Source organism: Prochlorococcus sp. MIT 1303 (assembly GCF_001631965.1).
Classification (GTDB): domain Bacteria; phylum Cyanobacteriota; class Cyanobacteriia; order PCC-6307; family Cyanobiaceae; genus Prochlorococcus; species Prochlorococcus marinus_D.
On record NZ_LVHK01000042.1, the window covers coordinates 41,321 to 63,794 of the forward strand.

Sequence of the window (22,474 nt, forward strand, 5' to 3'; positions counted from 1 at the left end):
TTGTGGATCCCTATGTCCTTGCCGTTTCTGGAGCTTCAGCTCAACCTCTAGCTGAAAGATCGCTGCAGCTCTTGCTTGAAAACAACCGTGACGTCCATTTGATTTTCAGCCACGGGGCTCTTCAGGTGTGGAAAGCCGAAAGAGGAATTGAAGTTCCAGTGGATCCTTCTGATCAGGAGAAATTCTGGCGCGATCATCTACAAGTAAAAAATGGCAATCTGACATGCCATCGCTGGAATGATCAATCTGCCTGCATCGCAAGCGGTAGTTTTCGCACCCGCGGGATGGCAATCGTGCCCTGCAGTATGGGCACAATTGGTCGAATCAATGCTGGTGTATCAATCGATCTAATCGAGCGTTGTGCAGACGTCCACCTCAAAGAGGGTCGACCTCTGGTGATTGCGCCAAGGGACATGCCCTGGAGCATCATTCACCTTCGTAACCTCACATCACTTGCAGAAGCAGGAGCCAAAATTGCGCCACCAATTCCTGCCTGGTACACAAAACCAAACACAATTGAAGAGATGGTTGATTTTCTTGTTGTGAGATTGTTCGACCTCTTTGATGAAAGGCTCGCCCCCATTAACCGCTGGAATGGTCCTTCACAATGACAAGACTGCAAAAGTACTTACTTTTGCCTTGCCTGAGTCCTCTGCTGGCTGTGGTTGTAGTGGCAGGTTTCAATCTCAACCAACCTGTCAACCTACGGATATTGAATTGGCGATCTCCAACCTGGACACTAGGTGGGTGGATGGTCCTTGGCAGCAGCGCAGGGGCAATTTTCGCCTTAACCACAAGTCTCTCCTTACCACTAAGCAGAGACCCATTAGGTGATCATTTCCATCAAGGGGTAAGAGAGGCTTCGCCCAATACCCGCAGCACTTGGCAACGAAAATGGCAGGCAGCTAACGATGTACCATCCCAATCAAGACCAAAGCATGATGAGAACCCAGAAAGGGATTTAAGAGATCCATCTCCCACGGTGGCTGTGCCATTCCGAGTCGTACGAAGATCATCAGTAAGACGGCAAACGCATGTTGAGAAATCGCCCCAGCGTCAACCTGTCGAGAGCAACGTTCCAAATAGATATTCATCAACAGAAAATGATTCTTGGGGAGATTCACTCAGTGAGGACTGGTAAACCAATCGCGCGACGAACTCAACGGATCGTTGAGTTCGTCGCAAAGCTGTTTAAAGTTCATTCGTCTGTACTGATCCAGTGAACGACAACGACAACCCTGTAAATCCTAATGCTGACGCTGTAAAGCCAGCCGAACAAAAACCAACTCTAGAGAATCCAGTGAAAACCAACCCCACTGAAGATCAACAGGAGGGAGCAAAGCCTCAAACCGCCAAACCTCCAGCTGAAAAGGTAGAAGACAAGCCATTTGAGACCTTTATTCGTGATGACTTTCTTCCAAACATCAAACAGGCACTTACTGAAAGAGGTATGCCACCATCAACTCTTGAGCTGATTCAGGGAGATCGACCAGTTGTCGGTGATCCTTGCTGGATGGTCTGTGGTGAGATCCCCCTCGGTCGTCGATTTTGGCTTTGCTTTGCAAGTGATTCAATCGCTTCTAAAAAGACTATTTCTCTTGCTGAGACTGGAACAGAACCGAGTCTCTTAGAGCCATTCCTAATTGACGAAAAAAAGATGACATTGACTTTATTGCGCTCACGTCTGTTGCAGCGGCTCAATGGTCAGAAATGGTTGACTGCAAACTGAGCGACTTATTAGTTTCATCAGGTTTTTTAACGTTTTTTCGCCATTTCCAACGCCACTTTGCAGAAAACGAAATAAGCATTTTTTTTGCGGTTCGCCTGGATCAGCGCTGTCCATCTACATATCTACGCAAATTCTCTCCATAATCAACGCAAGCTGCAGGAGAAATGGTTGGTCTCGACCTACACCCCAGATCAAAGCCTGGTGCACAAGGCAGAAGCCTTGAATAGCCACTGGCAACCACAACTGGAATTACTACTAGCGCGTGGTCGAACTGCCGGTGCTGATCTAGTGGAGGTCTACCTGGAGCAAATTGATCATCTCAGTGTCCTAGCTGAACAAGACACCATTACCAGTGTCAATCCATCCTTCGGTAGGGGGGCTGGGATCAGGGTGTTCCTGGGCAAACAAGATGGCTTTGTCAGCACCAATGATCTTTCAGATGCAGGCCTGAAGCATGCATTAGAGCAAGCTCTCAGCATGCTTGGGCTTGAGGTTAATGAGGCTGTTCACTCATCATTTGATGGTCTTCCGAACCTTCGTGATTTCGCCATCGATAAGGCCCACTGGCTCAACCAATGCCCAGAGCTGTATGAAGCAAGTGATCGCCTTCTAAATGGGACTCAATTGCTTGATCAACACGGAACCCATCTGCAGGTGCGCCGAGGCAGTTATGCCCGCGACTGGCAGGAAGTTCTCGTGGCGGCAAGTGATGGCACCTTTGGACGGGACATCCGCTTGCATCAGTCCATAGGGCTTAATGTCCTTGCTACAGATGGCGAACACCGCTCAAGCATTGGTCGCCGTTATGGAACATCGGGACGTCCAGACGACCTTCGCAATTGGGATGCCGAAACGAGCGCCAAGGAAGTTTGCGAAAGCGCAGGCACGATGCTTTATGCCGATTACGTGGACGCCGGTCAAATGCCAGCAGTACTCGCCAACCGCTTTGGTGGTGTGATTTTTCACGAAGCATGTGGGCATTTGCTCGAGACCACTCAGATCGAACGCGGTACAACACCTTTCAGCGACAAGTTGAACCAATCGATCGCCCATGAAGCTGTAACAGCAATCGATGAGGGGATTACTGATGGCGCCTTCGGTTCCCTGAGCATGGATGACGAAGGCATGGAAAGTCAGCGAACGGTATTAATTGAAAAAGGTGTGCTCAAGCAATTCATCAGCGATAGAGCCGGTGAGCTCCGCACCGGTCACCAGCGCACCGGCAGCGGCCGACGTCAGGCCCACACATTCGCTGCAGCTAGCCGCATGCGCAACACTTATATCGCCGCCGGCCAGCACTCACCGGAACAACTCATCGCCTCAATCGACCGAGGCCTTTACTGCAAATCAATGGGTGGAGGCAGCGTTGGACCCACGGGTCAATTTAATTTTGCCGTGGAAGAGGGCTATCTGATCGAGAAAGGCAAGCTCGGCAAGCCTGTTAAAGGAGCCACTCTGATTGGCGAAGCAAAGGATGTAATGCCACGGATTTCTATGTGTGCCAAGGATCTTGAGCTGGCAGCCGGTTTCTGCGGGTCAATAAGCGGCAACATTTTTGTCACCGTAGGGCAGCCACATATCAAAGTCGATTCAATCACCGTGGGAGGGCGTTGATGATGTCCGAAACAAAAAGAGCAAATGCAATCGAACTCGATACTCATTCCCTACGGGACAAGCTCAGTCAACTTGCAAGCCGCGAGAGTATCCACCAATGGGATTTAGGAGCAGCATGCAGCACAGATAGCTCTGTTCAAATTGATCGTGGCGAAGCCAAGCAAATGAAAGGTGCGCAGCGCAGCTCAATCACAGTACGTGTATGGAACAACAAAGGACTTGTAGGCATCACAAGCACGTCTGATCTTTCAGAAAAAGGAATAGAAAAAGCGCTTATTGGTGCTCGTCAGGCAAGTGATTTTGGCAACGCCGATGACGTGCCTGCCTTCTCAGCACTCGCTAAATCTCCGTTACCAAAACTAGAGCGACCTCTAAGACCAGCACAGGGAATTCAACGAATGCTTGAGGTTCTTAAAGAGGCCGAAGCTGATCTTCTTAGTCGACATCCTTCTATACAGAGCATTCCTTACAACGGTCTAGGGGAAGCAACCTACGAACGAGTTTATCTCAATAGCGATGGTGCGCTTCGTCAAATGAAGCGTAGTCAAGCCAGCCTTTACCTTTTTGCCCGCGCAGAAGAAAGTGGACGTAAACCACGCAGTGGTGGTGCAATTCGCCTTGCTCTAGGTAGTCACGATCTGGATGTTGATGGATGTATCGATGAAGCAGCAGAACGAACAATCAGTCATCTTGACTATCAGCCAATCGACACTGGGTGCTATCTCGTCTGCTTCACACCAGAGGCTTTCCTAGACTTGATCGGTGCCTTCAGCAGCATGTTCAATGCCCGATCAGTACTCGATGGCGTCAGCCTCAGCCAGCGAGATACACTCGGCAAAAACATCGCCGTTCCATTCTTCTCCCTTCATGATAATGGCCTACATCCTGCACATGTAGGGGCATCAAGTTTCGATGGTGAAGGCACACCTACTCAAAAACTTTGCTTAATCAACGGTGGAAGACTCGAGAATTTCCTGCACTCGGAAGCTACCGCAAGGGCATTCGGTGTACCACCAACTGGCCATGCAGGACTGGGAGCAAAGGTATCAGTGGGACCAGAATGGTTTGAAGTGAACAACACTGAGGGTCAAAACAGCGCAAATACTGATCTGCAACACAGCAAGAGCAAAGAAACCTTCGTGTTAATTGAAGGGTTAAATGCTATACATGCTGGGGTTAAAGCAAGCCAGGGTTCATTTTCTCTGCCATTTAATGGTTGGTTGGTCGAAAAAGGGGAAAGGGTGTCGATCGAAGCAGCGACAGTTGCTGGGGACATCCGTACGCTGTTGAATAGCATTGTGAATATGGAAGCTGAACAGGTGATCACACCTGGCGGGATATCTCCTCATGTGTGGGTCGAAGGGTTATCAATTACTGGTGAAGCGTGAAGGTGCTGTTCTGGGGTACACCCAGCTATGCAGTGCCAACTCTGGATGCCCTAAATGATTCAGGCTATGAAATTGTAGGAGTCGTGAGTCAGCCTGATCGTCGTCGTGGGCGTGGTAATCAGCAAATGGCCTCGCCCGTCAAACAACGAGCAATGGATCAGGGGTTGCGTGTTTTCACCCCTGAAAGGATTAGAGATGAGGGCGGCGTTCAAGCAGAATTAAAATCACTAAAGGCTGATATCTCTGTTGTAGTCGCCTTTGGGCAGCTTCTTCCTTCATCAGTTCTCAATCAACCTCCTCTCGGTTGCTGGAACGGTCACGCTTCACTGCTACCCCGCTGGCGAGGAGCTGGTCCGATTCAATGGAGTCTGCTAAGTGGTGACAGCGTGACAGGTGTTGGAATCATGGCTATGGAAGAGGGGCTTGATACCGGCCCCGTTTTAGCCCATGAACGGGTTTCTATCGGCTTACTGGAAAATGCGAATGTGCTGTCTAATCGTTTGAGCTCAATAACAGCAAAATTGTTTTTAGAATCAATACCAAGGATTGCAGCAGCAGGCCCTGGAGTCGAATCGGAACGTTGGAAACAATTGGAAGTCATCAAACAGGAAGAGATTGGAGGTGACCCCACATATGCCCGCATGCTGTCGAAAAAAGACCACATTCTTGATTGGAATCAATCTGCAATGGATTTGCATCGCAGGGTTATGGGCCTCTATCCAAACGCATTCAGCAGCTGGAAAAACAAGAGGCTCAAAGTGCAAGCCACTGAACCTCTTGATGAGGAATTGAAATCCAAGCTTTCTGAAAGAGTAAGGCCGCTGCTCGGACGCTGGCAAGATGGAGAACATGAACCAGGAAAGATCCTCGCTTGCGAATCCGATCTGGGCCTAGTCGTAAGTACAAAAACGTGCCCTTTACTCATTCGACAAGGCCAATTGGAAGGCAAAAGCAAGGCGCTTGGAGAGGTGTTAATACAACAATTGCAAGCGACTGTTGGCCAGAATCTTGGGGTGGTGTGCAACATCTAACTCAAGGGTCACCATTTCCAGATGTACTCCTTTAGCGTGTTTGATCAATTGTCCTACATTCAAACCAAGACTTAACCAATCCTTATAGGGTCATGCTTAGAAGACCAATGTCAAAAGGCGAAAGGAATAGAGAAATCACAAACAGCGCAGTTATGAGTTGGCGTGGTCAATAATGCCAAGAAAGACTCGCTTTAGCCGTTGGTGATGCAGATCCAGGTAAAGTTGTGCCACACAGACCCAAATCGTTGCATTGTGCACGTTTCGGGTTGGGAAGGTGGTGAGCCTCTAGGAAGTGCCTTAGGAGAGGGACCGACAGCTGAGTCTGCAGAAGACCGAGCCATAGAAAGACTGATCCAACGACTAGCCAACAAGACAAGCCATCTCAATGATAGTGATTTAGTTGAGACTCAAGAAACTGATTCAGATTCAAGCACTAATAAAAGATTAATCAGCGTGCCATTCAAAAAAGATGAGCAGAATCATCAACCAAATAATATTGAACAATTATCAACATCAGAGCAACAAGTAGAGGCTCTAACAGATCCCGAAGACTGGAGTGATGAATTGGCAGCAATAGATCATGAGCTACAAAGAATCGGATGGGATAGAGAACAGGAGATGCTTTACCTGCAGAAGTGCTTTGGTCACACAAGTCGTCATCGCATCACTCGCTACAGTGATTTAACTTCCTTTCTGAATCTACTAAAAGGATTAAAGCCTGGAGAAGACCCTAATGAGGCTAGCCAACCATTACGCCGAACAGATCTTCTGAGCCAATGTGATCAATTGCTCGAGAAACTTAGATGGACACCAGAGCAAGGCAGAAGATACCTAGAAGAGCAACTAAAAGCGAGAAGTAGACAACAATTAAATGATCAACAATTGCTGAGTTTCAACATGCTTCTAGAAGCAGAGCTGATATCAAATAGGCAATAATCGACATAAATATATTGTCTGCATGATTCGTATATGCTGACTATTTGATAAAGAAAAAACTTAAAGTTAGCGATCATCGAGACAGTCGATGATAAATATATCGCAAAGGCTGTATAAAACTATAGAGTGGCATCAATGTAGACCAATTAAGAATGGCTTTTAAGTTTGTTCGGAATTAATATACACAAACGCTAAAGGCCCATAAGATAAATTCAAGAGGTATCAATACTCTAGGTCAACATGAGCTTGATAGATAATCTGAATTGGAAGCCTGAAAGGAGGATTGGATGCCTATAAAATAAGGCTGTTGAGCATGCGGCAACAATTAGACCGAACTATCCTGTTACATCGGAAAGAATCAAAGGCACAGAATCAGGCCTCAGGGAATAGCATCTTGCACGATATTATGAATCTAAAACTCTTAAGCTGTCAAAAGATCCACAATAAGTTGTTGTCATCAGTGGCAGCTTAATTAGGAGGGCTACATAAGAGTTAAACTGCCAATTGAAATCCAGGAAGAGATACTGCTAGTCTGTTCACTGATTAGTTTGCGTTGGTATATTGCATAAATTGTTAGCGTTAAATAATTTTAGCCTGAATAATCAACTGAGTCGTCAAAATACGAAGATGCCGCAACCCGTGCCGTCAAGGCAGGAAAGATCTACCAGAAAGCGGTGAGCTAAGTGCTACGAAGGTCCTGTCAGGGGGGGGGTGAGGCCCAGGGGGCACAGCTGTGATCGCCTGCAGCGCAAGGGTTTATGAGTCTTAACGTCGCATCCAAGAGGCCAATGAGAAGCTCACCAGAATATCAATATTATTACGCCATAACTGCAGAATTTACAAACCAGTTGCCTGCGCGATAAAATCGAATTAATAAAAAAAGACCAAGTTGACAGTTGAGTCTCCAATCGAGAAAGCCATACGTCCTTCAGTAGGCCTACTGGGTTGGTATTCCGTCTGTGCCAGTAAGTTATTAAAACAAAATGAATTATATCATCTGTCCATGTTTAATGAGCCATTAGTGATATACAGAGACAAAGATAACAAGCCGAGATGTATCAAAGATTCATGCCCACATCGATCGGCATCTTTTCGTGGAGGAGAAAATCAAAACGGTGAAATTGTCTGTCCATATCATGGAGCTCGCTATACGACATCCTGCAATCAGGATGTATCAGATAGAATAACATGCAACCATATTATTGACTCTCATTATGATAACTTCGCGAAACATTTACACCTCAGGCAATATCCCTGTGTAGAACAAGGTGACTATATATATATTTATTATACAGGAGAAGCACAGCCTAGCCCAAATGATTTTCAGATAAAATCTCACCTAGAGAATAGTCTTCCAGAGGCATATGGCTTTGACTTGAAAGATTACGAATATGAAGAAGTATTTATAGACTTTAAATGCGATTGGTCTCGCATCATAGAAAATCATTTGGACATCTTACATATTTTTTGGCTACATGGCAATACATTGCCAGGAAATGATGTTAACAGAAAAACAATTAAAAGCTTCAACCAGTCAATTAATAAGGACCAATATCATCTTCGAAGTGTCTACCATGAGAAAGAAAATAACAAGGATGAATTCATTTCTCAAATCTTCATCCCTCCTGGCCGTGTGATTATTTTCAAGGGAGCAACTGAGCAGGCAAGATATGTACAAGTTTTAGATCATATCCCCTTGTCACATAATAGAGCACGAATCATTGTTCGTCATTATAGAAAGTTTCTTAGGAATAAGCTTCTGTGCAAATTACTTCTCTTTAAACAAAGGCAGCAAAAAGTTTTTTATAAAATTTTCTCGGAAGATTATCTCGTCTTACAAACTCAAACGTTTAATGAGCAAATGGGCTACTTGAACCAAGGCCAAGCCAAACTTTTAGCAGAAGATAAGATGATTAATCTTTTTTGGGATTGGCATCAACATTCACTTGAGAAAGAACACCCATGGGATATACACCCCACAACCGCACATACAAATACAATTCATCAAGATATGTTGATGCTATACCCTCCTGCAAACCCACAGTTATCTCATGATATTAAACGTATAATCGATCGCAAAGTAGCCGTTCGACTATTCTCTATAATACTAATCATACTCGCGTTAATTTTTGCGCCAAACTTAGTTCAACAAATAAAGTCTGGCAATGTTTCAATGCCCATGGTTGGAACTCAAGAATAAAGATCTAATTTCCTAGAGATTTTGATTTTTATTGATATGAGTTCTGTTCAAGAATTAGGCCTTGCCTAACAATTGAACAAAACACTTCACTAGGGCCTCACAAGCTATATTTATAACGTGTCAATTTTGATGATTATTTAGCACCCATGCCTCTGAGCTCATTAGTTCGTCAGCTTCAGAAGTCGACTCTCACTGGTGAGTTGGTGGATAGAAGTAATCGAAACGAGCGCTTACTGATGCGGGGAGCCGGGCGAGTCGGGCGCGCATTGATTGCAAGTGCAATAGCTCGTAAGCAGAACCGTCCACTGGTTGTGATCGTACCGACACTAGAAGAGGCCAATCGCTGGTCTTCGCTGCTTGCAATGATGGGTTGGTCGCATAATCATCTCTACCCAACAAGTGAAGGATCACCTTATGAGCCATTTGACCCGACAACAGAAATCGTCTGGGGCCAATTGCAGGTTCTAAGTGAACTACTTGGTGAATCAACAAGAAGGTGGGATCGAGCCATAGTGGCCACAGAAAGAGCTTTACAACCGCATCTACCTCCTGTTGATGCACTCGCATCACAGTGTGAGATACTCTGTCGTGGAGAGCATATTGACCTGGAGAGCTTAGCCAATACTCTTACCAAGCTTGGATACGATCGAGTTACAGCAGTTGATCAGGAAGCTACCTGGAGTCGTCGTGGTGACATTGTTGATATATTTCCAGTAAGCAGTGAATTACCAGTTCGCCTCGAGTTATTCGGCGATGAACTTGATAAATTAAGAGAATTCGACCCAGTCACTCAACGTTCACTGGATGAAGTTAATGAACTTTGCCTAACTCCTTCAGGGTTTAGTCCATTAATTGCTCATCAACTACGACAGTCCATGCCCGATGGGCTTGACCGTCTTGTTAGTGAGGAGACTTTAGATCAACTATTCGAAGGTTCTACACCAGATGGTTTAAGAAGGTTAATGGGAATTGCATGGAACAAACCTGCCTCGCTACTTGACTACATTCCTGCCAACTCCTTTATCGCAATAGATGAGAAGCGTCATGGCTCTGCACATGGAAAGCTATGGCTTGAACATGCAGAAGAACATCACATTGATGTGGGTCAATCAATGGGATTGTCGACTGATGAACAAAAAAAGTATTGGCCTCCATTGCTTCATCGCAGCATCAAAGAAAGCTATGCAACCACAGAACGCTTTACTGGCATTGATCTTGCCGAACTCCATGAAGATGATGGTTATGCAAATAGTTTTGATCTCGCCAGTCGCCCAATTCCGGCCAACCCAAACCAATTCGGAAGGTTAGGAGAGCAAATCAAAAATTATCAAAAAGCACATCATCCCGTTTGGCTTTTGTCAGCGCAACCAAGCCGTGCTGTTGCTCTTCTTGAGGAACATGACTGCATCACACGCTTCGTCCCAAACGCTAAAGATCACCCAGCCATTGAACGATTGCTCGAGCAAAACACCCCAGTAGCATTAAAAACAAGTGGTTCTGTGGATTTAGAGGGGCTGATCTTGCCAGCCTGGCGTGTGGTTTTGATGACTGACCGTGAATTTTTTGGTCAAAAAAACCTTGGCTCTACCGGTTATGTTCGACGACGACGACGGGCCGCGAGTCGTACGGTTGACCCCAACAAAATGTGCTCTGGGGACTTCGTCGTACATCGCAATCACGGCATCGGTCGTTTTCTGAAATTAGAAAAACTAGCCATCAGTGGTGAGGTTCGTGACTATTTGGTTATCCAATATTTGGATGGAACACTCAGCGTGGCCGCCGATCAGCTCGGCAGCCTTGGTCGCTATCGATCAACAAGTGAATCGCCACCAAAACTCAATCGCATGGGAGGAACAGCGTGGCAAAAAATTAAAGAGCGAACCCGAAAGTTAGTTCGCAAAGTTGCGATCGATTTGGTCAAGCTCTATGCAGAGCGACTCCAGGCCCCTGGATATGCCTTCCCACCAGATGGACCTTGGCAGATTGAACTCGAAGAATCCTTTCCCTATGAACCAACACCTGATCAAGTCAAGGCAGTCGTTGATGTAAAACGCGATATGGAAGCAGCACAACCTATGGATCGGCTTGTGTGCGGAGATGTTGGTTTCGGAAAAACGGAAGTAGCAATACGAGCCATCTTCAAAGCAATCACGTCTGGACGCCAGATAGCCATGCTTGCCCCCACAACAGTGCTAGCCCAACAACACTGGAGAACACTTTCAGACCGCTTCGCTCCCTACCCAATCAAGGTCGCCTTACTGAACCGATTTAGAACAAGCTCAGAACGAAAATCAATACTTAATGGCCTCAAAGAAGGGACAATCGATGCAGTTGTAGGTACCCACCAGCTACTCAGTAAAAACACAACATTCCAAAAACTAGGGTTGTTGGTTGTTGATGAGGAACAGCGTTTTGGAGTCAATCAAAAGGAAAAGATCAAAGCTCTTCGTAAGGATGTAGATGTTTTGACCCTTTCAGCCACACCAATTCCGCGAACCTTATACATGAGCCTTTCAGGGGTAAGGGAAATGAGTCTGATCACAACCCCTCCGCCATTGCGCCGGCCTATCAAAACCCACCTAGCCGCTTTTGATGAAGAAGCAGTTCGTAGTTCTATCCGCCAGGAACTTGATCGAGGCGGACAGGTGTTCTATGTCGTTCCTCGTGTTGAGGGTATTGAAGATGTAGCTCGTCAACTTCAACAGATGCTGCCCGATTTGAAGTTGTTGGTAGCCCATGGTCAGATGGCAGAAGGCGAACTTGAGAGCTCGATGGTCGCCTTTAATGCAGGGGAGGCCGACTTGATGCTATGCACCACGATCGTTGAAAGTGGCCTCGATATCCCACGTGTGAACACTATTCTCATTGAGGATGCTCATAAATTTGGACTAGCACAGCTCTACCAACTACGTGGCCGTGTGGGTAGAAGCGGTGTTCAGGCTCATGCATGGTTGTTCTATCCGGGTGACGCATCCCTCAGTGATACCGCTAGACAACGCCTAAGGGCAATCCAGGAATTTGCACAGCTAGGAAGTGGCTATCAACTAGCGATGCGAGACATGGAAATCCGTGGTGTGGGAAACCTTCTCGGCGTTGAACAAAGCGGCCAAATGGAAACCATTGGTTTCGATCTTTACATGGAAATGTTGCAGGAATCACTTGCTGAAATCCAAGGACAGGGCATTCCATCTGTAGATGACACTCAAATCGATCTACCGGTAACAGCTTTCGTGCCAGCGGAATGGATTGTTGATGGTGACGAAAAGATCGCTGCCTACCGAGCTGCCGCAAATTGTGCTTCTCATGAATCACTGATTGAGTTGGCAGCTAGCTGGACAGACCGATACGGAGCCATTCCTGGTCCTGTGCAATCACTTCTTCAACTCATGGAGCTGAAACTCTTAGCTCGTCGCTGCGGGATCTCGAGAATTAAGCCAGAAAAGCCAAATATTGCGATGGAAACTCCGATGGAGGAGCCCGCCTTCCGGCTACTTAGGCAAGGTTTACCGCAACACCTGCACGGCCGACTGATTTACCAGGCTGGAAGTGGAAATAAAGCCAAGGTGCTGGCAAGAGGTCTAAGCGTCTTGCCTATGGAAAAACAGCTTGAACAACTGATGGAGTGGTTGCGGCTCATGGCTACTCAGATTCCTTGCGAGGATGGATTAACTGCAATTCAGCAAAAGCAGTTAGCCGTAGAGCGAGACGAGGCCGTCATTACTCCCTAAGCCCTTCTCGCGCAACTATATTAAGAAGTCTTTACAAAAACGCAATTCTTCGTTACATTTGCGCAAATAGCGAAAACTGCTTTGGGGGAATTCACTGAGATCGGGAGCAATCAGGGAATCATGGGATTCATGAGCGGATTATTCAGTCTCGCCGCCATTGCCATTTTTGCTTTTCTTCAAAGCGAAGCAGAAAACGATGACGACGATTCGAATTCAGGTGGGGATGGTGGCTTAATGCAACCTGTTACTTAGAGATTAAACAGCAAGTAATTATTATGTGCTCGACACATCCTGCAAGATCATAAATCAATGCAAAATCTAACTGCTTAGAAATTATAGTGTTGACGGAATAGCCTGGGGAAGGTTAACTCCTACAGGCTTATATGCTGGCCCATCAAGTACTTTTTTCAGGGCTTTAATTAGTGTTGTTTCGGCCACCTTATATTGACTATCCTTCCCAGAGCCAAGATCCTCAAGCTTAAGATTATTGATTTCTTTTTCAGACATCACGGCCTTAATGTCTGGCTTGATGCCATTTTTATGAATGTCCGTTCCGCTTGGGGTGAGATACTTAGCTATCGTGACAGTAAGACCAGAGCCGTCAGAAAGACCTCGAACAGATTGAACCAAGCCCTTGCCAAAGGTCTTCTGTCCTACAAGTACACCACGATCATTGTCCTGTAGTGCTCCTGAGAGGATCTCACTTGCACTTGCTGAGCCTTCATTCACCAAAACCACAACAGGTCGTTGCGTTAAGGCACTACCATTCGCTCGGCGTACATCTTGAATGCCATCACGAGTTTTTGTTCGAACAATTGTACCTTCATCAAGCCATTGGCGTGCGATATCAACACTGGCCTCAAGCAACCCTCCAGGATTACTACGCAAGTCGAGTACATAGCCTTGAACACCATCTTTTTCTAAATTCTTGATAGCACTTCGCATACCTTTAGCTGCATGGGCATTAAACTGTTTCAGGCGGATATAACCAATCTTTGTACCATCAACTGTCGTATTTAACTGAATATCAACTGCCTGTATCTCAATCCGTGCACGTATCAACGGGACCTCGATAACGTCACCCTTACGACGCAAACCAAGGGTGACCACACTACCTTCTTTACCACGAATCAACTTAACAGCATCCGCTGTAGACATACCCTTAGTGGATTGTCCATTAATGAAAACGATCACATCCTTAGGTTGGACACCAGCCTTAGAGGCAGGAGTTCCTTCGATTGGTGAAACCACAACTAATTCTTTTGTATCCTTGTCGAGAGAAAGCTGGATGCCAACACCTGTTAATTCTCCTGAGGTGTCGATCTGCATTTCCTTAAATTCCTTTGGATCTAAGAATCGTGTATAGGGATCATCCAAGCTCGCTAACATTCCACGGATCGCTTCATATGATTCTGAAGTGGCTGAATAGTTCTTGGCTAATAAGTCCTTGCGTAGTCCCTTCCAGACTTCAGGGTTATATTGACCTGTGGAATCAAGATAGTCACGATATACAATCTGCCAGACCTGATCAATCACCTCTTTAGGGCTATCGCTAATAGCTGAAGAAGAACTGCTTGGCAGACCCAAACTTGGAGAGGCAAGTGCAATTGCAGTAGCGGCTCCTCCCGCGCCCAGAAGGACCAGCCATGAACTGCGCTGGCGGCCTAATGAGCGAAGACTTCTAGAAATAGGCATGGCGTCCAAATTGGACCGATCTCACACAATAACGACTTCATGGCGGATCCACCCATCGACCGTCGTCCTTGATCAACTGGATCAACGCATCTACACCCTCAGACTCAGAAACCTTGCGAATCTCATCTCTGCCGCGGTAGAGGGATATCACTCCTGGGCCTTTACCAACATAACCATAGTCAGCATCTGCCATCTCACCTGGGCCATTCACAATGCAACCCATCACCGCAATATCCAAACCAACAAGATGGGATGTGGAATCGCGCACTTTCTGAACAACCTCTTCAAGGTTGAACAACGTTCGTCCGCAACTTGGGCAGCTGATGTACTCGACCATCGTTTTGCGCAGCCCGAGGGATTGAAGAATCGAGTAACAAACTGGAATTTCTTTCTCAGGCGCCTCGGTCAATGAAACTCGGATGGTATCTCCTAGACCTTCTGCTAAAAGCGTTGCGATGCCAGCTGTACTTTTAATCCGTCCATAATCCCCATCACCAGCCTCGGTTACGCCCAAATGAAGGGGATAATTGAAACCCTCTTGATCCATGGTGTCAGCCATCAATCGATAAGCCGCCAACATCACAGGCGCTCTAGAGGCCTTCATCGAAATCACGATGTTATGAAAATCGAGCGCATCGCAAATGCGTACGAATTCCATTGCTGACTCAACCATCCCAAGAGGTGTATCTCCATAAGCAAAGAGCATGCGTTCAGCAAGCGAACCATGATTCACTCCGATTCGAAGGGCCTTGTCTTGCTGCTTGAGAAGGGTGACAAGCGGTTCGAAATTCTCGGCAATACGTTCTCTAATAGATGCAATCTCTTCGCTGCTGAACTCTGTTCGATTTGGATCAGCTTTATCAAACACGAAAAGGCCTGGATTGATCCTCACCTTGTCGACGTGTTTTGCCACCTCAAGGGCAATTTTCATGCCGTTGTGATGAACGTCAGCCACTAGTGGTACTGGCTGATAAGTCTGCTTAAGGCGTTTGCAAATCTCTCCGACAGCCTTGGCATGACCGAGAGATGGAACCGTTAGGCGAGCAATTTCACAACCAATTTCATGCAAGCGACGAATGCCTGCTGTTGCACCCTCCACATCGAGGGTGTCTTCGTTGATCATCGACTGCACCCTGACAGGATGATCACTACCAATCAAGACACCTCCTACGTTGACAGTGCGCGTTACACGTCGGTGGATCTGGGTGTCGTATCTCCTGGATGTGCTGATTGGAGACTCGGCCATGGTTGCGCTCATGGCAGTTGGTGGTTGGCTAAATCCAACACTGGCACAACGGCATGTCAATCAACATTACTAAGCCTATGGCGAATGCTCATCAAATCGCCTCTGGTCAGCGCGATAGGGGCACCATCTACTGGAGATGGGTTGCGAAGAAGGTAGGCAGGATGCAAAAGCGGCATCAGTAAACGGCCATGCCAGTGCTGCCATTGACCGCGAAGTTTCGTAATTCCTCCCTTGATGCCAAGGATGGCTTCGACTGCCGTCGAGCCAGCCAAAGCAATCACGTAGGGATCAACCAACTCAATCTGTTGCTGTAACCATGGTCGATAGGAGGCAATCTCCGCAAGTGTCGGTCGCCGATTCTTTGGGGGGCGGCACTTCACAACATTGCAGATATACGCGTCAACAACAGGATCAAGGCCAACACTCTCCATCAAACGATCCAAAAGTTGGCCAGAACGTCCTACAAAGGGTTTTCCCAACTCATCCTCGCGAGCGCCAGGCGCTTCCCCGATTACCATCAAACAGGCCTGTGGGTTTCCACGACTCACAACAACCTGAGGCTGTTGAACCGGCATGACACAAGCGCCACAGCCATTAGTGCGCTCCATATGAGCCCCATAGACATGGGTCAAACCTTGTGAGTTTTATTTTAATTAATTGCGAACAGCCGCAACGACTCTCTGATGGAAAGCAGCGACCTGCATTGAGGAGATCTAGGCGAATTCAGCCGAAAAAACCCTGAAGACTCGCCAAAAACTAGCTCTTGTCAAGATCGATTGACCTCCAAAGAACAATGGTTTCCAACCCAAGCAAACCATGACCTTTAAAAAGCCAATTGAAAGAAGTTGGTTGTCCATGTCAGAGCATCAGGCAAGATGTGATCCTTACGGGCATCCCGCAAGGGGATGCGGCACCAATGCCACTCCCGCCTCATCTTTCCGACCGAGTCGTTGCCCTTCAGCCCTCACTCACACTGGCAATCAGTGCTCGAGCAAAGGCTCTTCAGAAAGAAGGCCGCGACATTTGCAGCATGAGTGCTGGTGAGCCGGATTTCAATACCCCTGAATTCATCATTGATGCCACGGTGAAGGCACTCCGTGACGGCATCACCCGTTATGGCCCTGCCGCTGGAGACCCTGAACTGCGTGAGGCAATAGCCACCAAGCTCAGCAAAGAAAACACTGTGCCAACCAATGCAGAGCAAGTGTTGGTGACCAATGGAGGCAAGCAAGCAATCTTTAACTTGTTTCAGGTGATCCTCAATCCAGGCGATGAGGTTTTAATCCCTGCTCCTTATTGGCTGAGTTATCCAGAAATGGCCCGCTTAGCCGGTGCAAAGGTGACAACACTTGCATCCACACCAGAAAACGGTTTCTGTCTAGATCTCAACAACCTAGAAGCTTCCATCGGCCCAAAAACCCGTCTGTTATTACTTAATTCCCCGGGCAACCCAACCGGTCGTGTAATGGCACGCAAGGAGCTGGAAGCTTTGGCCGATCTGCTAAGAAATTATCCCCAGATCCTTGTCATGAGTGATGAGATCTACGAGTTCATTCTTGAAGACGGGCAACAGCATCACAGCTTCTCTGCTATAGCACCAGATCTTTCAGACAGAACCTTCATCGTTAACGGCTTTGCCAAGGGCTGGGCAATGACTGGTTGGCGGTTGGGTTATCTAGCCGGCCCCGCTGATGCAGTGAAAGCGGCCACTGCCCTCCAAAGCCAGAGCACGAGCAATGTCTGCAGTTTCGCTCAGCGTGGAGCCTTGGCCGCGCTGCAAGGCTCAAGAGAGTGTGTGAAAAAGATGGTTAATAGCTACAACACCCGACGCGAACTCCTCGCCTCTGGCTTGCTTGGCCTTGAAGGGATCAGCCTGATCTCTCCAAAAGGTGCCTTTTATGCCTTCCCAAAACTACCTGAAGGAAGCCTCGACTCAGTAAGTTTCTGTCAGCAAGCTCTTGAAAACTATGGGCTTGCCATGGTTCCAGGTGCCGCATTCGGAGACGACAGTTGCATACGCCTCACTTGTGCTGTGTCCCATGAAACGATTTGCGATGGACTAGAACGTCTCCGCAAAGCTCTGAAACAGAGCTAAAGACACAACACAACAAAGACAACATGCCTTCAAGACCAGACCGGGCGTTGGTCCTCACTGCATTGATCTGCTGCTTTGGGTTACTGAGCTGCACTAATCAAACTGAGAAGACACTTCGTATTGGGGCAATTCCCGATCAGAATCCTGAGCGATTGAACCGTTTATACGGCCTACTCTCGTCTGAACTGAGCAAAGAATTAAACGTGCCCGTTCGCTACAAAGCAGTGACGAACTATCCAGCCGCAGTCAGTGCATTCCGCACCGACAGCCTTGATCTTGTTTGGTTTGGAGGCCTAACAGGTGTACAAGCTAGGTTGCAGAAGCCAGGAGCAGAAGTTATCGCTCAAAGAGATATTGATGCCAAATTTACAAGTGTATTTATAGCCAATACAAAGAGCGGAATTAAGCCATTAAAAAACCAGTCTGGACTTCAACAACTTAATGGGAAGCGCTTCACCTTTGGCTCAGAAAGTTCCACCTCTGGAAGATTAATGCCTCAGCATTTCCTTCAGCAAGCAGGTGTGCAAATGACTGATTTTTCCGGAGGCAAGCCAGGTTTCAGTGGCAGTCATGATGCAACAATTGCTTTGGTGCAAAGTGGTTCATTTGACGCTGGTGCCCTGAATGAAAGCGTATGGAAAGCGGCTCAGAGAAATGGCCGCATCGATCCAGCTAAAGTTAAAGTGATTTGGAGGACGCCCCCATATGCCGACTATCACTGGCTAGCACAACCAAATCTCGATGAAAAATTTGGCGATGGTTTCACTGAGAATCTAAAGTCAACTCTAACTGGGTTAAAGAAAGATTCAAAGTCTCAAGAAAAAATACTTGAACTTTTTGGGGCAAATAGTTTTGTAGATGCAGACAAAACTCAATACATAACGATCGAGGAGATAGGTCGACAGCTAGGAAAGATTCAGTGAGAAGATTGCTTGAAATAAGGGGCGTATTTGTTCAAAGCAGTAGAGGGAATCGGCTTAATGATATTAACCTTAGCATTTCCTCTGGAGAGCGTGTTGCACTTGTAGGTAGCAACGGATCAGGAAAAAGTAGCTTATTAGCGGTTGCCAACGGTACTCTTATCCCTGATTCAGGTAAGGTGCTTTGGCAAAATTATCCAACCTCAAACTTAGGGCAACGTCAACGACAAAAAATAGGAACTCTATGGCAAGATCTTCGTCTTGTAGAAGAGCTCAACGTTGCACAAAACATTAACAGTGGTGCGTTAGCCAACAGAAATTTACTATGGGCTCTAGCTAATTTACTCAAGCCAATCGAATTAAATGCCTGCAGTGAATGTCTTAAAAAAGTAGGTCTTTCAACGAGTATCCTTTCTGCAATGGTAAGCGAACTCTCCGGAGGACAGCGGCAGCGAGTGGCAATAGCACGCCTCTTACGTCAAAAACCAGAACTCATTCTCGCTGATGAACCTTTATTCAGTCTCGATCCAATCCTTGCAAAGGAAATCCTCCATCTTTTCTTGGACAACACGATGACGAGTGATATGGGCGAAGAAAGAACCCTTTTGATGAGCCTGCATCAACCTTCCTTTTTTCGGCACTTTGACAGGGTAATCGCACTTAAGTCTGGGAGAGTTGTCTTTGATCAACCTGCTGACTGTCTTGATGAAGAAGCCTTAGCCTTGATCTACGGATCTGCATGAGTCGCCTTAGTCCAACTCCTCCAATCCTGAGCCTTTTGCCAGCACTGGCTTTATTGCCTGTACTTATTTCTATCCTCATAAGTTTCCACAATGGTGGAGTCACTCTCCTATGGGAGTTTATATGCGCTGCCGTTCATCCATCTATTCAAGCAGAGGTCGTTCAAAGTGTATTTAGAGGAATACAGATCACTTTGGCCACAGCTCTTCTTAGCTGGTCAATCAGTTCAATATTTGGAATTTGTCTTGGCATAGCCAGCGCCAGGGTGGTATGGGAGACCTTTTTAGGAAAAAGCTGGCCAGCGATTGTGATTCGCAGACTTTTGGCAATACCGCGAGCAATTCATGAACTGCTCTGGGGTTTGTTGTTACTTCAAATGGTTGGACTGAGCCCTTGGGTAGCAATTGTTGCAATCGTCATTCCTTACACCTCACTTGTTGCTCGAGTCATAAGCGATCAACTTGACACCCAGGATCGTCGAGCCTTAAGGGGCTTAAAACAGGCTGGGGCGGGCTCCTCCTCCGCATTGATAACAGCTCTTGGCCCTGCGATGGGGCCTGTCTTATTGAGTTATGTCGGATATCGACTTGAATGTGCATTAAGAGGGGCAATCGTGTTGGGGGTTTTTGGATTAGGTGGTATTGGGACTGACCTTCAACTGGCACTTCAATCTCTTCAATTCAAGGACGTATGGACAGCTTTATGGTTACTGGCAGCAGTGATGTTTAGTCTTGAGCAGATATTAGGTTTGATACGTGGATATTTCATATTATCGAAAAATGGAATATGGCAAATTGCCACAATGTTGATTGTCTTATTGATTCTTTGCGCTCTAAGTATTCCCTGGCTCAATGCAGTTGATATTGATCTAGGAGAACCTCTTCACTGGAGTCCCCTTCCATTACCAACTGTTGATGAGCTAATAAATGCTATTAATGCTCTCCCATGGATCCAATTAATCAGCAGCACGATGTTGCTAACAGTGTTAGCAGCAGGAATAGCTATCGGAACACCGCCACTAGCAATGATGGTTTGGCCAAGCCGACTGGGAATAGCAATACAAAGAATCATCTGGGGACTGCTAAGACTGATGCCAACCCCTCTTACTGCTCTATTTTTGCTGCTCTTCAGCAAACCGAGTGTGGCTGTTGCTGCTCTTGCACTTGGAGCCCACAACATTGGAGTGATGGGCCGCCTCTTAAAAGAAGGACTTGACCAACAAAGCGACAACAATTTGAAAGCCCTAAGCGCGACTGGCGCCGGAGCACGATCGGCTTGGCTCTATGGATCCTTTAGCGGCCAAAGCCGTAGCTATTTAGCCTATGCCGCTTACAGAACGGACGTGATTTTGCGTGAAACCGTGGTAGTTGGCATGGTTGGAGGCACTGGACTGGGTTGGCAGTTGATCGAATCTCTTGGTTCGTTCAACTGGGCACAGGTCAGTGTCCTAATCGCGGTGTTCACAGCTCTGACCTTGATCGGAGAATCAATCACTGATCGCTTGCGATATCACTGGACTGGTTCAACTAAAAAGCTACCTATGGTTGTAGACCTACAAAGCTGATCAGGTTCCACTTGTCGATGTGATGGCCAATACATACAAGAGACTCGTTGTCATTGGTGACAGTGGTGTTTATGGATGGGGGGATCGAGAGGGGGGCGGATGGTGTGAACGTCTGCGATGCCAATGGATGAGCCTCCCTGATGCCCCAGTGGTCTACCAGCTTGGAATTCGTGGTGATGGGCTGGAAAGTGTTGCCAAACGCTGGCAACAGGAATGGCAAAGTCGAGGCGAACTCCGTCGTCAGGTTCCTGATGCAGTTCTACTGGCGGTGGGCCTCAATGACACAGCACGTATTGGACGCCCCGATGGCCGGCCCCAACTCACAGCAGAGGCCTTTCGCTTTGGCCTGCAGCAAATGCTGACAGAGATGAAACACCTCACCAAGGTGATGGTGATGGGCCTCACTCCTGTCGATGAAGCTGTAATGCCATTTGCGCAATGCCTCTGGTATTCAAACCAATCGGGGGCCGTTTATGAAGCCCAGCTTGAGGAAGCCTGTCTTGAGGTTGATGTGCCATTTCTGCCGTTGCACAACGCCATGCTCAATGAACCTGCCTGGCTCAGCTGGATCGAACCCGATGGTATCCATCTCAACTCAGAGGGACATGACTGGATCCACCATCGGGTGATGGCATGGACATCGCTGCTGGAGTGGGCACAGCTCGAACCACTAACAAACTTCACTCCTACGGTTGGCTGAAATCACCCCTAAGGAATCCGATGTTCATCCTTTAGATGGTTTACCAGCGTTGCAGAAAAGCAGAAAGTTAAGAATGTCAATAGAAAGTCAAGTCATGGCACAAACTTCTTACAAAACCTTGCTGAGAAAGAGAACAAAGTGCTCTAGGTATAAGCGTTCATTTTCATTGCCCGAATCGATACAAAAACGCAATCAGGCTGTAATTGAACACCTTGGATTGGCGCACCTTGCAGCAACTCGCCAAGCCACCCGTGGCGGAGAAGAACTGGATGATCTCATTCAAGAAGCAAGACTGGGATTAATCATGGCGATGGAGAAATTCGATGCCAATCTTGGATTTAAAGTAAGTAGCTATGCAATGGCCCGTGCCAACGGCCAGATCCTCCATTTCCGCAGAGACAGAAGCCAGATTGTGAGAGTGCCCTGGCGACTGAGAGACCTATATACCCGCGGCATGAGACTCCAGCAGAAGCAGCAGAATGATGGCTTAAAACCTTTCACCGAAGAGCAACTGGCTGCACAATTAAATGTAAGTTCAGAGCGCTGGCATCAAGCTGCGGAAGCCATATGGCAGACACACCTTGTATCTCTGGATGCCAAAGAGAGTTCAACAGGTGGCAATCATGTTGAGAAGAGAGTCCCATTATTGGAACGGCTCAAGTCACCAAAGCAGAAAGAACCGGATCTGCAATACCAATGGCTAAAAAAGGCTATTCAGCGTCTAACACCCCACCAGCAACACTTGCTTTACGCCCATTACATCGATGACATCAGCTTGAGACAGTTAGCAAAGAGCGAAAAGATGAAGGAGAACAAGCTGCGAAGAGTTTTGCGAGGTTTAATTAAACAACTTCAACTTTGGTCCACAAACAAATCTGATTAGCTGG

At 47.1% G+C, this 22,474-nt stretch carries 19 protein-coding genes; 16 read left to right on the forward strand and 3 right to left on the reverse strand.

Annotated features, from left to right (window positions below; all coding sequences use genetic code 11):
- The first annotated feature begins 2 nt into the window (after nucleotides 1–2).
- The 10 genes from PMIT1303_RS06635 (at nucleotide 3) to PMIT1303_RS14225 (ending at nucleotide 12,878) form a co-directional block, all read left to right on the forward strand.
- Nucleotides 3–611, forward strand: coding sequence for a flavin prenyltransferase UbiX (locus PMIT1303_RS06635; protein ID WP_011130145.1), 609 nt, complete (start codon nucleotides 3–5; stop codon nucleotides 609–611).
- Nucleotides 608–1,141: a hypothetical protein gene (locus PMIT1303_RS06640; RefSeq protein ID WP_063398043.1), complete on the forward strand. Its 534-nt coding sequence runs from the start codon at nucleotides 608–610 to the stop codon at nucleotides 1,139–1,141. Before PMIT1303_RS06635 ends, PMIT1303_RS06640 begins: the two co-directional genes overlap by 4 nt.
- A 78-nt stretch (nucleotides 1,142–1,219) precedes the next feature.
- Nucleotides 1,220–1,729 (forward strand): DUF2996 domain-containing protein, encoded by a 510-nt coding sequence (locus PMIT1303_RS06645; RefSeq protein WP_063398044.1) that lies wholly within the window; start codon nucleotides 1,220–1,222, stop codon nucleotides 1,727–1,729.
- 168 nt (nucleotides 1,730–1,897) lie between these two features.
- On the forward strand, nucleotides 1,898–3,343 hold the full coding sequence (locus PMIT1303_RS06650) for a TldD/PmbA family protein (protein WP_063398239.1): 1,446 nt from the start codon (nucleotides 1,898–1,900) through the stop codon (nucleotides 3,341–3,343).
- Nucleotides 3,343–4,731 (forward strand): TldD/PmbA family protein, encoded by a 1,389-nt coding sequence (locus tag PMIT1303_RS06655; protein ID WP_063398045.1) that lies wholly within the window; start codon nucleotides 3,343–3,345, stop codon nucleotides 4,729–4,731. Before PMIT1303_RS06650 ends, PMIT1303_RS06655 begins: the two co-directional genes overlap by 1 nt.
- Before the next feature lie 2 nt (nucleotides 4,732–4,733).
- On the forward strand, nucleotides 4,734–5,762 hold the full coding sequence (gene fmt / locus PMIT1303_RS06660) for a methionyl-tRNA formyltransferase (protein ID WP_082824470.1): 1,029 nt from the start codon (nucleotides 4,734–4,736) through the stop codon (nucleotides 5,760–5,762).
- 252 nt (nucleotides 5,763–6,014) lie between these two features.
- Nucleotides 6,015–6,698, forward strand: coding sequence for a hypothetical protein (locus PMIT1303_RS06665; protein ID WP_231901368.1), 684 nt, complete (start codon nucleotides 6,015–6,017; stop codon nucleotides 6,696–6,698).
- An 889-nt stretch (nucleotides 6,699–7,587) separates the two neighbouring features.
- A complete protein-coding gene (locus PMIT1303_RS06670; RefSeq protein WP_063398048.1) occupies nucleotides 7,588–8,898 on the forward strand; it encodes an aromatic ring-hydroxylating dioxygenase subunit alpha in 1,311 nt (436 codons plus the stop codon).
- Between the two features lie 146 nt (nucleotides 8,899–9,044).
- Complete coding sequence (gene mfd / locus PMIT1303_RS06675) at nucleotides 9,045–12,626, forward strand: transcription-repair coupling factor (RefSeq protein ID WP_063398049.1); 3,582 nt, start codon at nucleotides 9,045–9,047, stop codon at nucleotides 12,624–12,626.
- Between the two features lie 129 nt (nucleotides 12,627–12,755).
- Nucleotides 12,756–12,878 carry a hypothetical protein gene (locus PMIT1303_RS14225; protein WP_255359773.1) on the forward strand — a complete coding sequence of 41 codons (123 nt, stop codon included), beginning with the start codon at nucleotides 12,756–12,758 and terminating at the stop codon, nucleotides 12,876–12,878.
- Between the two features lie 81 nt (nucleotides 12,879–12,959).
- On the opposite strand, the gene PMIT1303_RS06680 is transcribed toward PMIT1303_RS14225, so the two are convergent.
- The 3 genes from PMIT1303_RS06680 to PMIT1303_RS06690 are packed head-to-tail and all read right to left on the reverse strand — an operon-like array spanning nucleotide 12,960 to nucleotide 16,175.
- Nucleotides 12,960–14,321, reverse strand: a complete 1,362-nt coding sequence (locus PMIT1303_RS06680) for a S41 family peptidase (protein ID WP_063398050.1) — start codon at nucleotides 14,319–14,321, stop codon at nucleotides 12,960–12,962.
- 37 nt (nucleotides 14,322–14,358) lie between these two features.
- The gene (gene ispG, locus PMIT1303_RS06685; protein ID WP_011826077.1) at nucleotides 14,359–15,579 is read right to left on the reverse strand and encodes a (E)-4-hydroxy-3-methylbut-2-enyl-diphosphate synthase; all 1,221 of its coding nucleotides are present in this window, start codon (nucleotides 15,577–15,579) and stop codon (nucleotides 14,359–14,361) included.
- Between the two features lie 44 nt (nucleotides 15,580–15,623).
- Complete coding sequence (locus PMIT1303_RS06690; RefSeq protein ID WP_063395935.1) at nucleotides 15,624–16,175, reverse strand: uracil-DNA glycosylase; 552 nt, start codon at nucleotides 16,173–16,175, stop codon at nucleotides 15,624–15,626.
- Between the two features lie 308 nt (nucleotides 16,176–16,483).
- On the opposite strand from PMIT1303_RS06690, the gene PMIT1303_RS06695 reads away from it, so the two are divergent.
- From PMIT1303_RS06695 to PMIT1303_RS06720, 6 genes are all read left to right on the forward strand, one after another.
- Entirely contained in the window at nucleotides 16,484–17,662 is a 1,179-nt protein-coding gene (locus tag PMIT1303_RS06695) for a pyridoxal phosphate-dependent aminotransferase (protein WP_063398240.1), read from the forward strand.
- A 23-nt stretch (nucleotides 17,663–17,685) separates the two neighbouring features.
- Nucleotides 17,686–18,585: a putative selenate ABC transporter substrate-binding protein gene (locus PMIT1303_RS06700; RefSeq protein ID WP_063398051.1), complete on the forward strand. Its 900-nt coding sequence runs from the start codon at nucleotides 17,686–17,688 to the stop codon at nucleotides 18,583–18,585.
- A complete protein-coding gene (locus tag PMIT1303_RS06705) occupies nucleotides 18,582–19,325 on the forward strand; it encodes an ATP-binding cassette domain-containing protein (protein WP_063398052.1) in 744 nt (247 codons plus the stop codon). The genes PMIT1303_RS06700 and PMIT1303_RS06705 overlap by 4 nt, the downstream gene beginning before the upstream one ends.
- The gene (locus tag PMIT1303_RS06710; protein ID WP_063398053.1) at nucleotides 19,322–20,887 is read left to right on the forward strand and encodes a hypothetical protein; all 1,566 of its coding nucleotides are present in this window, start codon (nucleotides 19,322–19,324) and stop codon (nucleotides 20,885–20,887) included. Before PMIT1303_RS06705 ends, PMIT1303_RS06710 begins: the two co-directional genes overlap by 4 nt.
- Nucleotides 20,888–20,909: 22 nt before the next feature.
- A complete protein-coding gene (locus PMIT1303_RS06715; protein WP_063395939.1) occupies nucleotides 20,910–21,587 on the forward strand; it encodes a GDSL-type esterase/lipase family protein in 678 nt (225 codons plus the stop codon).
- 166 nt (nucleotides 21,588–21,753) lie between these two features.
- Nucleotides 21,754–22,470, forward strand: coding sequence for a sigma-70 family RNA polymerase sigma factor (locus PMIT1303_RS06720; RefSeq protein ID WP_231901371.1), 717 nt, complete (start codon nucleotides 21,754–21,756; stop codon nucleotides 22,468–22,470).
- Nucleotides 22,471–22,474: the final 4 nt, after the last annotated feature.